Genomic DNA, 13,607 nt, shown 5'->3' with positions numbered 1-13,607 from the left:
GTTTCTCTCCATGTGCGCGCAAGCAGGCCGCACCTGTGCGCCTCGGCACGCTCCAGACGCGACGATGCAAACCCCGGGCCCCGGCACCCCGTTTGCTGAAAACACGGCGTCATCTGTCTGGAGAGTTCGATGGAAACTGCACCGCTGCTGCGGCCCGGGCCGCGCAAGATCGTCGTCCTGCGCGCCCTGCAACTGGGCGACATGCTGTGTGCGGTGCCGGCGCTGCGCGCCTTGCGTGCCGCCTGCCCGCAGGCGCAGTTGACGCTGGTCGGCCTGCCGTGGGCGCGCGACTTCGCGGCCCGCCTTGCGGCCTACGTTGATGACTTCGTGGCCTTCCCGGGCTTTCCCGGCCTGCCCGAGCAGGTGCCCGACATCGCCGCGGTGCCGGACTTTCTGGCCGGCATGCAGGCGCGCCGCTTCGATGTGGCAATCCAGCTGCATGGCAGCGGCCGTCTCACCAACCCGATCACGGCCTTGTTCAACGCCGTTACCAACGCCGGCTTCCGTCCGGCCGACGCAAACACTGCCTATGACCCGCAGTCCTACCTGGCGTATCCGGCGCAGGGCTCGGAAGTGGAACGGCTGTTGGCGCTGACGCGCTTTCTCGGCGCGCCGGACCAGGGCAGCGAACTGGAATTTCCGCTGCTGCCCGAGGATGAAGCAGAGCTTGGCCGCAGCCGGCTGGCCGACGGCCTGGTGCCGGGCGGCTACCTCTGTCTGCACGCGGGCGCCCGCGCCCCCGACCGCCGCTGGCCGGCAGAATGCTTCGCCGCCGCGGGTGACGCCCTGCATGCCGCCACCGGCCTGCCGCTGGTACTCACCGGCTCGGCGGCCGAGCGCGACATCACGGCGGCCGTGCAGGCCGCCATGCGCACGCCGGCGCGCGACGCGGCCGCACCGATCGGCGTCGGCGCGCTGGCAACACTACTGGCGGGCGCGCGCATGGTGCTCAGCAACGACACCGGCGTGGCCCACCTGTGCGCGGCACTGCGCGTGCCCAGCGTCGTCGTGTTCCGCAACTCCGAGCTTGAGCGCTGGGCCGCGCAGGACCGCTCACGCCATCGCCCCGTGTGGGCGCCGGCCGGCGCCACCGTGGACGAAGGGCTGCACGAGGTGCTGACGCAGGCCATGGATCTGCTGACCGACAATCCGGCGCCTCACTAAGCGCGGCAGGGGAGCCGCGGCGGTCGGCCATCAGGGCCGCATACCCGTCGCCGTTTCCGTACCGTGATTGCTAGGCGTGGGCTTCGGCCATCGCCTCGCGCGGGACTTCTTGCCGCCACAGCGCAAGCGCGGCGTCGATGACCTCATCGACCTCGATATCGGCAATGAAGGAGGGGTCGTGGGAGCAGCGCCGGGCGAGGTTCTCCGCGCCACATACCGGGCAGTCCAGCCGGCAGGACACGAAGTAGCGGTGCCGCGCGACCGTGGGCGGAGCGGCCAGGAAGAGGTTGCTCAGCCAGTACAGCCCGACGCTGGCGGTGCCGACGGCCTGCGCCAGATGCAGCGGACCACTGTCGTTGGCCACCGTTAGCGTGCAGCGCTCGAACAGCGCCGCCAGCCCGCCCAGCGACAGCACACCGCCCAGGTCCAGCGCGGGGCGCTGCATGGCCCCGACCACCGCGGCGGTCAGTGCCCGCTCGCCATCGTCGCCCGGCACCACCACCGTCGCACCGGCGTCTGCCAGCGCATCACCGACGGCTGCAAAGCGCTCCACCGGCCAGCGCCGGCGCGGGTCGGTGGCGCCGGGGCTGAGCACGGCCAGCGGGCCCAGCGGCAGATCGACGCGCGCGGAGAGTTCGGCGCGGTCGCGCGCCAGCACCGGCAGATGCGACTCCAGCTCGACGCCATGCGCATCCGCCAGCGCGACCACTTCAAGCAGGCGCAGGCGTTCGTTCTGCCAGTCGAGGTAAGGCAGCGAATGCTCCAGCGGCTCGGCGCCGGGCGCGCACAGACCAAAGCAGTGACGCGCGCCGAAGCGGCGCACGAACGGATTGGAGTAACGGCCGCCGCCATACAGCTGAAAGGCCAGATCAAAGCGGCGATGGCGCAGACCGGCGCAGCACGCTTCGATCTCGCGCGGATCGCAGTGGGCTTCCGGCGGCGCCCCCACGCCGGGTATCGGCGGCAGCGTGACGACTTCGTCCACCAGCGACGTGCGCCCCGTGAGGAAACCACGGTGCCAGGGCTTGCCCAGCAAGACGACGTGGGCCCGCGGGAAACGCGCACGCAAGGCCGCCAGCGCCGGCAGCGCGAACATGAAATCCCCCACCCCGGTGGAGCGCAGCACGGCTATGCGCTCCACCGGGCCGAAGGCCCCACCCTCGGCTTGCTTGACGGCATGGCTGCGTACGGTACGCATGGCTAGCCCAGACTCAGCACACGCGGCGCGTCGACCTCGCGCTGCGTCACGGTGGTAGGCAGTTCCTGGTGATAGGCGCCGGACGGGATCAGCCCGCAGCCGCCGTCGCGCGCCATGACCCGCAACTGCGCATAGACGTCCTCACCGCAATGATTCTCGGGCAGACGTTGCCAGAAGCTGAAGCCGCCGGCAGCACGCAGCCTGGCGGTATCGAACAGCACGCAGCCACCGACCCAGGCCACGCGATAGCAGCGCTGGTTGGCGCGACTCAGGCCAAGCCGGCGCTGCAGGTGGTACAGGTTGGCCGCGCTGTGCAGGTGATGGCGCGCCCACGCGGGGCTGTCGGGCAGGACCGTTTCGGGTTCCACCCGGCTTTCCCAGAACTCGATGTCCTGCTGGTGAGGGCGCTCGTCGTCGGCGTGGCTCATGCCGATCACGGCACTGCCGACAAAGCCGCAGTCTTGCTCGCGGATGACTTCGAGCAGGCGTTCGATGAGGTCCGGCTCCAGCACCACGTCGTCATCCAGAAACAGTACATACGGCGCGCGCGCCTGCTCCAGCAGGAAATGACGCTGCTCGGCGAGGCCGCGCCGCGGCAGGTGGCGGTGCACTTCGAGCGTATGGCCACGCGTGCCGAGCAGGCGCTGCAGCGCCTGCACTTCGCCCGTCACGACGGCCTCGTGCTGCTCACCCTGATCCGAAATGACGATACGCAAGGGCGCGTGCGTCTGGGCGAACAGCGAGGTCAGCGTCACGGCCAGCGCCGCAGGCCGGTCGCAGGTGGGGATCAGCACGTCGACCAGCCCACTGCCGGCGGGCTGCCCCGTGCCGTTGCTCCCGCGGTACAGCTCGGGGTTGAGCGCGGGGTCGTTGTACATCTTGAACTGGCGATAGGTCTTGAAGCGCGAGACGCCGCCATGCGCTTCGGAAAGCAGGCGGTCGAGGCAGCTGGCGAGGTCGGCGCGCTGTTCGATCAGGGTCTGGTGTTTGGCGCGGCAGCGCTGCATATGCTCTTCGCCGGCTTCCTGCCGCTCGGCCTGCACGCGCATGTTGTGTATCTTCAGCGCGAGAATGGAAAGGCGGTCGATGATGGCGCCGGCCGTTTCGCTCGACAGCCGCGCTTGGGGCGAGGGCGGCCCGAACACCTTCTCGAACGCGCCCAGCAGCTCCTGATCGAAGGCCTCGACCGCATCGTTGCGGCGCTGGTTGTAGCGATCGATGTTGCGCTTGCAGCGGACGATGTCGGCGTCGGCCACGTCGGTGCGGCGGGCCTTGTCCTCTTCCTTCCACAGCGCGGCGTTGCAGCGGTGGTTCTCGGCAATCCAGCGCCATACCGAACCGGCTCGCGCCACGTCGCCCTCCTCGCCTTGCAGGAAGCGGTCATGGAAGGTAACCACGGCCTGCGCCGCAAGCTCCAGCGCCACCGCGAGTGGCTGCCCGGACGCCAGCCCTTCTGAGGTAGTCAGCTCAGCCAAGTTTCCCCACCTCCCGCGAGATCGACACCGGGCTGTCGTAGTCGCGCTCAGGAATCTGCTCAAGCGCCTCCAGCACACGCTGGTCGGCGCCTTCGTCACGGGCCTTCTGGATGATCTTGTCCTTGCTGACCGGATAGTCCAGACCACTGAGGAATTTCTGGATCTGAACCGGGTTGGGGCTGTCGTTGCCGGCTTGTCCGGAGTGTCCGTTGTGTTGCTGCGGTGCTTGCTTGTTCATGGCAGGTCTCCTGAAGGAGGGTTCGATGCCCTCGCTGTGCAAACCTGATGCCTGCCCTGCCACCCCGGCAGCCTTGCCGCCCGGCTTGTTCCGGCTGCTCCGCAGTGGCAAAAATTACCCGTCACCCGTAACTCTTACACCTCTCCGCGCGGCCTCGCGTCATGCCGCAGCGCCCGCATCCACCGCGGCGGAAAGCCTGGCGGGTCCGGCAAGCCATGGCGCACAGCATGGGTACGATGCATGCTCTGCAACACTGGCTGCACATCTCAAGGACGCCCACCCCATGAAACCTCTCAAACTGCAGGGCTGGCTGTCGGCAGGCGCGCTGTGCGTGCTGGCCGGTTGCGCCGCAACCTCGCCCACGCCCGTCACCACGCTCTTCAAGCACACCGGGGCGCGACAGTGCGAAACACCCACCGCAAGCGCCGCCGGGCTGCAGGCCGAGGTCGCCGCGCTGGAAAGGGCAGGCATTCAGGTGAAGTCGGCGCACTGCGGCGACGACGGCAACCTCTACCCGGCGGTATGCGGCGGTGGCACCGGCGACGTGTGGATCGTGAGCGTCGTGGCCGAATCGCTGTCCGGCCTGCAATCGCGCGGCTACCGCCGGCTGGACCCGGCGTTGCCGATCCAGACCCTGCCCTGCCGGTCCTGACCGGCACGCGCACGCCGTGTCGTGGAACCAAGCCCGCGCGATGTCGTCATCTGCATCAGTGCCGGGCGCGGCGGCGCGAGCAGCACATCTTCCTGCGCTGACGAGTCACCTTCACGGAGAACGGCGATGAGAACCCTCAATACATTCCTTGCGGCTGCGGCCTGCAGTGCCTTGGTGCTCGGCGGCCCGGCGTGGGCGCAGGCAACGGAGCCGGCAACGGGGCCGGCCGCATCAGACTACGCGCCGCGTGTTGGCCAGGAGGGCAAGGACGTGGTGTGGGTACCCACCGCCGACAGCCTGGTGGCGCGCATGCTCGATATGGCTGAACTCAAGCCCGGTGATCGCCTGGTCGACCTCGGCTCGGGAGACGGGCGGACGGTGATTGCTGCGGCAAAGCGCGGCGTGCCGGCGCGCGGCATCGAGTACAACCCGGAGCTGGTCGCCCTGTCGCGGCAGAACGCCAAAGCGGCGGGCGTGGCAGACCAGGCCACGTTCGAGGTCGGCGACATCTTCGAGTCGGACTTTTCCGAGGCCACGGTGGTCACGCTGTTTCTGCTCCCGGCGCTGAACCTGCGGCTGCGCCCGATGCTGCTCGACATGCCGCCGGGCACACGCATCGTGTCCAACTCCTTCCACATGGAAGAGTGGCAATCCGACGAACAGGTCGAGGTCGACGGCGCCTGCAGCACCTGGTGCCGCGCCTATAAATGGGTGGTGCCTGCCAAGGTCGAGGGCCGCTGGCAGCTCGGCGACCAGCAACTCGCACTGAACCAGAGCTTCCAGATGCTCGAAGGCGAGCTGCGCGGCAACGGCGAGGCGCTGGAGATTGCCGACGCGCGGCTGAACGGCACGCAGATCCAGTTCACGGCCGGCGCGCAACGCTACGTCGGCGAGGTGGACGGCAACACCATGCGCGGCTTGATCGACGGCAGGACGGCGTGGACGGCCACGCGCCAATGAGCGCAAGCCCGGCCGGCAACATGCCGCCGCGGTAAGCCCACGGACAGAGGGCCTGGTGCCGGCTCAGCGCCTGGCCAGAAACACCAACGGCCGCAGCCAGTGCGCCCGCCAGCCGAGCAGCAGCGCAATCGTCAGGGCGGCGGCGGCGAGCAGCATGACCCACACCAGACTGGCCATCGAAGGCCGGTCGGCGATGAAGCACAACACGGCCGACGCTGCCAGACCGATCGCGCCCATCAGACGCAGCCCGCTGGCGGAAGCTGCCGTCAGCGCGGCTTTGGGGCCGAATATCTGCCGCCAGTGCGCTTCCAGGCTCAAGGCCAACCAGGCCATTCCGGCCAGGGCGCAGAGCGCCGCCAGACACAGTGCCAGGGATTCAGCCATGGACCACCTCGGCAGCCATGGCCACATCGGCGCCGCGCTCGCGTCGCGCCAGCTTGCGCGCCGCCCATGCGGCGAGCGCGGCGCACGCCAGCAGGCTCAGATCGACGCCGGCCACCGGCCAGTACGGATCGGTGAAGACGGTCTTGAACAGATGGTCGCCGGTGGTGAGCCCGTTGAGCGTCACAGCCAGCACCGCCAGCGCCGTGATGGCCCAGCATTGCTCGCGCCACGCCGGGTTGATGCGCGCCTGCGCGACCGGCGCGCTGCGCACCAGTGCGTGCAGCAGGGCGGCAATCCACACGCCCCAGAACGCCAGCCGCTCCCAGTCGCCCTTGCCGAGCATGTCGGCCGGTAGCAGGCGGTTGGCCACCAGCATGCCGATGGCCGCAATCACCATGCCGGTGACGCAGGTCACCGCCAGCGCATCGACGATGCGGCTGCCCTGGCTGCCCGCTTCGGCGTGCCTCTTCTTGCGCTTCTCGACGAAAAAGACAAAGCCGGTGGCGATGCAGATGCAGCCCAGCAAGCCGCCCAGCACATACAGCCAGCGCAGCATCCAGTGCTCGAAGTGCTGCAGGTGCAGTCCGGTCAGGAACTCGTTGATGCCGCTGACGACGCTGCGCGGCGGGTCCTCGTGCAGCACTTCACCGCTGCTGCCCTTGAAATGGATGCCTTCGCCGACCAGCGCGACGCGGTCGCTGCCGGCGCGGTAGATCGAAACGTAGCTGTTGGCGTCGCCGACGTGGTGCACCATCAGGAAACCCACCTCTCCGGCCATGTCGCGTGCAGCCCAGCGGCGCCTGGCCTCGGCCACCATGGCGTCGACCGAGGCCAGCGGCGCAGCGACGCCGGCCGCCTCATGCGGTAGCCCGGTTGCCTGCGCCTCCAGTATTTCGTGCTGGTCGTGCAGCGGTTTGAGTACGCTGTGTCCGAGCGGGAAATAGATCGACGCCGCGAAGATCAGCAGGCCGGTGAAGGCAAAGAAGAAGTGAAACGGCAGCGCCACGACGCCGCTCAGGTTGTGCAGATCCAACGTGCTGCGCTGGGTCTGCTTCGACGGCCGGAAGGTGAAGAATTCGCGAAAGAACTTGCGATGCATGATCACGCCGGTGACCAGCGCCACCAGCATCGTGAAACCGGCCAGCCCGACGATCCAGGAGCCGACGTTGTTCCAGGCCCAGTTCAGGCTGTAGTGCAGCGGGTAGAACCAGTCGCTGCCGATCTTGAGCGCGTCGTCCGGCACCCCCGCGCCGCTGCGCGGGTCGATGGTCACGTCGCCATGCACATGGTTGTGATCGTCCGGGTTCCTGGCCAGCGGCACGCCGAAGCCCACGCCCATGATCAGCACCGGATCACGGTGCGTGGTGTAGGCCCAGTATTCGTCCGCCGGCAGTTCCAGGCGCGGCGTCATCGGGCCTTTGGCGGGGTCGTGCAGCTGCGGCATCATCGCCGCGTACTCTTTCGCATCGGGCTCAACGCGCTGCAGGATGGGCAGCAGCATGTTGTCGAACGACGGCATCGGCTGCGGTTCGAAACGCGTTTCGGGAATCGCCCAGCGATCGATCTCGCGATCGAACACCGACAGCGCCCCGAAGAAAAAACAGACCATCAACACGAAGCCGATGACCAGACCGAACCAGGTATGCAGCCAGGTCATGGTCTGGCGGAAGTTGGAAAACATGATCAAAAGCTCCGTCAGTACAGCAGGGCCTGCTGCAACCCCCAGGCTGCAGCCAGCATGAGCGCCGCACCGCCCGCCAGCACGGCCCACACGCGAGCCAGGCGGGGAGCGGCGAAGGCCCACAGGAAAACCACCAAAAAGACCACAAAGGCGAGCAACAACATCGCCGTCTCGGCCTCATGAAAGTCAGCGCCAAGCGCCACCAGCAGTACCGTGCCCAGAGCGGTCACGCCCCACGTGAAGGCATATCCACCCCCCAGACCAGCGACCACTCTGGCGACCACCAAAGCCGTTCCGTTCATTGAAGCCTTCTCCCTTGTGTCTTGATCTGTTCATCCACTGCTACCAGCGATACGAGAAGGTCGCCATGACGTTGCGCGACTCGCCCCAGTAGCAGTTCTCCATGCTGATGCACGAGGCCACGTAGGTTTCGTCGAGGAGGTTGTTGGCGGAAATGCGCAAGCTGCTGCCGGCCAGCGCCGGCGTGAGACGGCCCAGGTCGATGCCGAACATCAGGTCCACCAGCGTGTAGGGATCGACCTTCAGCGAGTTGGCGTTGTCGACCCAGCTCGAGCCGACGTGGCGAACGCCGCCCGCAAGCGTGAAGCCCGGTCGGAATTCCCAGTCGGCCCAAACCGAGGCCATGTGCTTCGGTGCCTGGTAGGGCGTGTTGCCCTCGAAGCCCTCGGAGGACTCGCGGAAGCGCATGTCGTTGTAGGTGTAGCTGGCCAGCACCGAGAGCTCGTCGCTCAGTTGCGAACGGACTTCCAGCTCGATGCCGCGCGAACGCACCTTGCCGGACGGCTCGTAATAGGACTGCAGCGGCACGCGCGAGGCGACGTTGTCCTGGGTCAGCTGATAGGCCGCCGCGGAGACATAGCTGCGGCTGCCGGACGGCTGGTAGCGCACGCCGATCTCGTACTGTTTGCTGGTCGCCGGCTCGATCAGGTCGCCGTTCTGGTCGGCCCGCAGGGCGGGATTGAAGCCGTCGGCGTAGCTGACGTAGGGCGCGAAGCCGTTGTCAAACAGATACACCGCGCCGACGCGCGTGGTGAGTTCCGAGCCTTTCCAGCTCGAAACCGCGCCGGCGTATTCGTTGCTTACGCGCGCCGTGTCATGGCGCAGCCCGAGCGTGAAGCGCCATTTGTCCCACGCGATCTGGTCCTGCAGGTAGACGCCGGTCTGCTTGAGCTGCCGGTCGATCGGATCGCGGCTGCCGATCACTAGATTGGGATTTCCGTACTGCGGGTCGCGCACATTGATCGGGTCGGCGCTGCCCGATTCCCAATAGCCGTCGTTGTTGCGGCGCTGATAGTCGATGCCGCCCACCAGCGTATGTCGCAGCGCGCCGGTGTCGAAGCGGCCTTCGAGCTGGTTGTCGACCGTCCAGGCACTGAGCTGCTCGCTCGCGCCGGCGTAGTAGCGCGTCAAGGTGTCCGGACCGTCCCAACCGTAACCGTAGATCTGCTCCAGATCCACGTCCGATCGCAGCTGGCGGAACTGCTGGCGGAAGGTCAGCCGGTCGTTGAAATCGTGTTCGAACTGATAGCCGAGCATGCGCTGCGTGCGCTCGAAGCGATTGGCGGTGGGATCGCCGTCGAAGAAGCTGCGCGGCACGCGAAAACCGTTGTGGTCGCGAGTGACGCTGGCGTCAGCGGGCACCGCGCCGTGGTAGTTGCCCTCCGGATCGCGCTGCAGATAGGCCTGCAGCAACAGGCGGGTCCGGTCGGAGAACGCGATGTTCAGTGACGGTGCGATGCCCACCCGCTCCTCGCGCACGTGGTCGAACTGCGTGTCGAGCTTGCGACCCATCGCGACGAGGCGATAGGTCACGTTGCCTTCCTCGTTCACCGGGCCGGACAGGTCGATTCCCACCTCGCGGCGATTGCGGCTTCCGATGCTCACCTCGACCTGACGATAGGGCTCGGCCAGCGGGCGCTTGCTGGTGAGGGCCACCACGCCGCCCGGCGAGGAGCGCCCGTACAGCACCGACGAGGGCCCACGCAGCACGTCGGCGCGCTCGAGGAAGTAGGGCTCGACCTGCGTGGCGGTGTAGCTGCCGTGGTCGCTCAGGGTGCGCAGACCGTCTAGCAGCGTGTTGTCGACGCTGTTGTCGTTGAAGCCGCGCAGGGCCACGTAGTCGTAGCGGTTGGTCGCCCCCACCAGGCCGGTGAACACGCCGGGCGTGTAGTTGAGCGCTTCGGACACGCTGCGCGGCTTCTGGTCGTCGAGCTGCTTGCGCGTGACGACCGAGATCGACTGCGGCGTCTCGATCAGCGGCGTGTCGGTCTTGGTACCGGCCGCGCTGCGCCGGGCCACCAGGCTGTTGACCGGGCCCCAGGCGGATTCGATGGTGTCGGATACGGTCACGGCGGGCAGCGTCGTGGGCGCATCGCCGCCCCTGTCGGCGCGCAGACGCACGGCGTAGCCGCCGCCGGGCGTGGGAACGGCCTCCAGCGGCGTTCCGGCGAGCAGTCGGGCAAGCCCTTCGGTCACGCTGTAGCGACCGCGCAAGCCCTCTGTGCGCAGCCCGGCGGTGAGGTCCGGGTCCACCGCGATCATCGTCCTGGAGGCAGCGCCGAAGGCGCTCAGTGCCTGGTCCAGCGTGCCGGCCGGAATGTCATAAAGCGTTTGTGCCTCGACCGTCTGCGCGGACTGCGCGCTCGCGGCGGGAACCAGGCCCAGCAGGCCGGTCGTCGCAAACGCCAGTGTCAGCGCTGCGCTGAAATTGAGCGTGTTATCCCTAGGCCGGGATTTTGCGGGTGCTTTCACCTTGAGGCCGCGCGCCTCCGGGAGACCGGTCTTGTGCCGTGTCTGCGTCATCTCTGTCTTCCCTGATCATGGTTGGCGGGACGTCGCTGAACACGACGTCTCTCACCAGACAGGACACGCGAGGCAGGGATATCTGCCCGGCCGTTACAATTTCGCCGGCAGACAGCATGGTGTGAGGCAGGCGGCGAGGGCTCATGACGGCCCCACCGTGATCCAGTAGCGTGTTCGGTATGCGATGCGCACGGGCAGCACCTCCTCCAGCATGCGCAGCGCGCCGTCCGTATCGTCCAGCGGGAAAGCGCCGGTTACGGCAAGCGTCGCCACGGCCGGATCGCAGCGCACGAGGCCGGGCCGATAGCGCGCGAGTTCAGCCGCAAAACGCGCGAGCGGCATGCGTTCGGCGATCAACATGCCCTGATGCCATGCGCCCTCGGTCGTCGGAGCGTTCATGGGCCGCGGCGCTTCGACGCCGGCAGGGCTGAAGCGGGCGTAGTGCCCGGCGTGGACAGTCGCTTCCCCGCCGCCTGCCGCCCTGCCCGGACGCACGCGCACCGCGCCCTCCATGACCGCGACGCGGACACGATCAGCCGCGTCGTCGTACTGCCTGACCGTAAAGCGCGTGCCCAACGGCTGCAGACTTCCGCCGGCGGTATGCACGATGAAGGGCCGGTGCGCGGCATCGGGCGCGGTCTCCACCAGGATCTCGCCGCGTCTGAGCCATATCTCGCGCCGCGCCTCGCTGATCTCGATATCAATCGCTGTGCTCGTATTCAGTACAAGGCGGGACCCATCGGCAGCCGTCAGCGTCAGCCGCTCGCCCACGCCGGTGCGATGGGCTGCGAGCAACGGCGGGGCAATGGTTTCTGCTGCGCGATGGCCCAGAACGGCAACCCCCGCAACCACCAGCGACAGCTTGATCAGCTTGCGGCGCGTGGCGCCGGGGGCCGCTTCCAGGGCCGCGCGCGCTGCACGCGGGTCGCCGGAAACCGCCGTATTCGAAAATGCGCCGGACAGCGCCTGGATGCGCTGCCACGCGCACTCGTGGTCGGGGTGCGCGGCGCGCCACTTCTCGCACGCCCCGAAGGTATCGGGGCCAGCTTCCGCATGCAGGCGCGCCATCCACCGCGCCGCCTCGCGCACCACTGCCGCCGACGGCTTTCCCGACGAGGAACCCATGGGGGCGAACAGGGCGGATGATCCGCTTCGCTCAGCCATAGACCGCGGCATAGCAGTGCTCCAGCCCCCGGATGACAGCCTTTTGCACGATGTTGACGGTGACCTGCAGTTCGGCGGCGATCTGCTTGTAGGGCAAGCCTTCGAGTTGGGCCATCAGGAAGATCTGACGGTCCCGCTCGCGCATGCCGTCGAGGACGGCGCAGATTGCCTCCAGCGCCTCAATCAGCAGACTCCGTGTCTCGACCGACGGCACGACCGTTTCCGGGCGCGCCGCCAACGCGTCGAGATAGGCCCGCTCCAGCTCAGCACGGCGGAAGCGGTTGCACATCAGGTTGTTGGCGATGGTGCGCAGATAACCGCGCGGCTCGCGCAGCTCGCTCCGCGCAGGCGTGCGGATGACCTGCTCGAAGGTGTCGTGGGCGAGGTCGGCAGCGTCATCGCGGTTGCCCAGCTTGCGGCGCAGGACACCTTCGAGCCATCCGTGATGATCGCGGTAGAGCTCTTGAACGATGTCACCGCCGCCTGCCTGCGCATGCGGTATTGCTGTCGGCACGCCTCACCTCCCATATCAATTACGAATGAAAACTATTATCACTCGCAATCGATGTCAAGCAGGGGAGGATATTTCGGTGGCGGCCCTGACCCGGTTCGGCGCTCCGGACCGGGTCAGCGTCCCAGGCGCGCGGCTCAGCCCGCGCGCTGACGGCGCCCGATGAGTACGGCGAAGCTGATGCCGATCAACAGCAAGCCGCAGGCCGGCACGAGAAAGGCCGGCGCGTAGCCGAAGTGGTCGATGACCAGCGCATTGAGCGATACCCCCGCGGCTTGACCGAGGAACAGGCAGGACGCGAACAGCGCCACCGCCGTGCCGCGGTGCTCCGGCACCATTTGGGTGGCGTTGAGTTGGAAGGTGTTGTGCAACATGTAGAAGCCGATGCCGGCCAGCCAAGCGGCCGGCAAGGCACCCGCCCAATGGGGCACCAGGGCAAGCAGCGCGAAGGCCAAGCCGAGCGCAGCGCCGCCGGAAACCGCCAGACCGCGCTCGCCCAGGCGTTCGACGAAACGGCGCGCGAACAGCGCGTAACTCAGCCCGCCCAGACCGAACAGGCCCATCACCGCGCCGGCCTGCGTCAGCGAGAGCTCGAAGTGTTCGTGCAGGTACGTCGGCACGAAGGCCAGCCCGCCGAACACCAGACCCCCTTCCAGACACACACCCAACAGGATCAGGCGCGCCCAACCTACCCGGCCGACCGCCGCGAAGCGTTGCAGAAAGCTGTGGTGGCGGGTCGCGACTGGCGTTGCGGCGTCGATGTCGGGGCTGCGCAGCACCTCGCATACCAGCAGCGCACCGACCAGCGCGAACACCACCAGCATGAACCAGAAGGCCCCGCGCCAGCCGGTAAGGTCGGCGAACAGGCCGCCGAAGGCCTGGCCGCAAATGACGCCGAAAATCTGTCCGATCAGGAAATACGCCAACACCGGCTGACGGCGTTCGTAGGGGACGTTGTCGGCAATCCACGCCATCGCCAGCGGGATGGCTGCGGCACAGGCCACACCACTGAGCACGCGAAACAGCAGCAGGTAGGAAAAATCGCTGGCCAGAGCCGACCCGAATACGCCAACGGTTCCGGCCAACAAGGCCCAGGCGATTACGCGGAACTTGCCGAAGCGATCGCCCAGCGGCCCGTACAGCAACTGGAAAAAGCCATAGGCCAGCGCGAACAGCGAGACCGCATGGGCGGCCTGCCCGGCGCTCACCGCAAACTCGGCCACCAGTTGCGGCAACAGGGGGTCGGCGATGCGCGCTGCGCCGCTGCTGGCGAAAGCAGCCAGCGACAACAGCGCGATGCGGCGGATCAGGTCACGTTCGGACGGTGGCGCCGACACGGCAGGCGGGCCGGCCACGG

13 protein-coding genes are annotated in these 13,607 nt (G+C 67.8%); 3 read left to right on the top strand and 10 right to left on the bottom strand.

The genetic code is table 11. From position 1 onward, the window contains the following. Positions 1-129: 129 nt before the first annotated feature. Positions 130-1,164: a glycosyltransferase family 9 protein gene (locus AC6H0N_RS05540; RefSeq protein WP_497573065.1), complete on the top strand. Its 1,035-nt coding sequence runs from the start codon at positions 130-132 to the stop codon at positions 1,162-1,164. Positions 1,165-1,234: 70 nt separating this feature from the next. Here AC6H0N_RS05540 and AC6H0N_RS05535 read toward each other — a convergent pair whose 3' ends face one another. Genes AC6H0N_RS05535 through AC6H0N_RS05525 form a run of 3 tightly spaced genes read right to left on the bottom strand, consistent with a single transcriptional unit; the run spans position 1,235 to position 4,075 of the window. Then, positions 1,235-2,362, bottom strand: coding sequence for a glycosyltransferase family 9 protein (locus tag AC6H0N_RS05535; RefSeq protein ID WP_497573064.1), 1,128 nt, complete (start codon positions 2,360-2,362; stop codon positions 1,235-1,237). Between the two features lie 2 nt (positions 2,363-2,364). Then, positions 2,365-3,837 (bottom strand): DUF4254 domain-containing protein, encoded by a 1,473-nt coding sequence (locus tag AC6H0N_RS05530; protein ID WP_497573063.1) that lies wholly within the window; start codon positions 3,835-3,837, stop codon positions 2,365-2,367. Next, positions 3,830-4,075, bottom strand: a complete 246-nt coding sequence (locus AC6H0N_RS05525; protein WP_497573062.1) for a DUF2795 domain-containing protein — start codon at positions 4,073-4,075, stop codon at positions 3,830-3,832. The genes AC6H0N_RS05530 and AC6H0N_RS05525 overlap by 8 nt, the downstream gene beginning before the upstream one ends. Positions 4,076-4,358: 283 nt before the next feature. On the opposite strand from AC6H0N_RS05525, the gene AC6H0N_RS05520 reads away from it, so the two are divergent. Together AC6H0N_RS05520 and AC6H0N_RS05515 are read left to right on the top strand one after the other, a co-directional pair. Beyond that, positions 4,359-4,727 carry a hypothetical protein gene (locus AC6H0N_RS05520; RefSeq protein WP_497573061.1) on the top strand — a complete coding sequence of 123 codons (369 nt, stop codon included), beginning with the start codon at positions 4,359-4,361 and terminating at the stop codon, positions 4,725-4,727. A 126-nt stretch (positions 4,728-4,853) separates the two neighbouring features. After that, complete coding sequence (locus tag AC6H0N_RS05515) at positions 4,854-5,687, top strand: SAM-dependent methyltransferase (protein WP_497573060.1); 834 nt, start codon at positions 4,854-4,856, stop codon at positions 5,685-5,687. A 63-nt stretch (positions 5,688-5,750) separates the two neighbouring features. On the opposite strand, the gene AC6H0N_RS05510 is transcribed toward AC6H0N_RS05515, so the two are convergent. The 7 genes from AC6H0N_RS05510 to AC6H0N_RS05480 form a co-directional block, all read right to left on the bottom strand. Next, complete coding sequence (locus AC6H0N_RS05510; protein ID WP_497573059.1) at positions 5,751-6,071, bottom strand: DUF3325 family protein; 321 nt, start codon at positions 6,069-6,071, stop codon at positions 5,751-5,753. Beyond that, complete coding sequence (locus tag AC6H0N_RS05505) at positions 6,064-7,752, bottom strand: PepSY-associated TM helix domain-containing protein (protein ID WP_497573058.1); 1,689 nt, start codon at positions 7,750-7,752, stop codon at positions 6,064-6,066. The genes AC6H0N_RS05510 and AC6H0N_RS05505 overlap by 8 nt, the downstream gene beginning before the upstream one ends. Positions 7,753-7,766: 14 nt before the next feature. After that, positions 7,767-8,054, bottom strand: a complete 288-nt coding sequence (locus AC6H0N_RS05500; protein ID WP_497573057.1) for a hypothetical protein — start codon at positions 8,052-8,054, stop codon at positions 7,767-7,769. A 40-nt stretch (positions 8,055-8,094) separates the two neighbouring features. Next, entirely contained in the window at positions 8,095-10,575 is a 2,481-nt protein-coding gene (locus AC6H0N_RS05495; protein ID WP_497573056.1) for a TonB-dependent siderophore receptor, read from the bottom strand. A gap of 141 nt (positions 10,576-10,716) precedes the next feature. Then, positions 10,717-11,700: a FecR domain-containing protein gene (locus AC6H0N_RS05490; protein WP_497573247.1), complete on the bottom strand. Its 984-nt coding sequence runs from the start codon at positions 11,698-11,700 to the stop codon at positions 10,717-10,719. Between the two features lie 31 nt (positions 11,701-11,731). Further along, positions 11,732-12,253 carry a sigma-70 family RNA polymerase sigma factor gene (locus AC6H0N_RS05485; protein WP_497573055.1) on the bottom strand — a complete coding sequence of 174 codons (522 nt, stop codon included), beginning with the start codon at positions 12,251-12,253 and terminating at the stop codon, positions 11,732-11,734. Between the two features lie 134 nt (positions 12,254-12,387). Further along, positions 12,388-13,605, bottom strand: coding sequence for an MFS transporter (locus AC6H0N_RS05480; RefSeq protein ID WP_497573054.1), 1,218 nt, complete (start codon positions 13,603-13,605; stop codon positions 12,388-12,390). Between the last annotated feature and the right edge of the window lie 2 nt (positions 13,606-13,607).

This window comes from Pseudazoarcus sp. NS34 (assembly GCF_059703725.1).
This window is presented reverse-complemented; position numbering and strand designations above follow the sequence as displayed.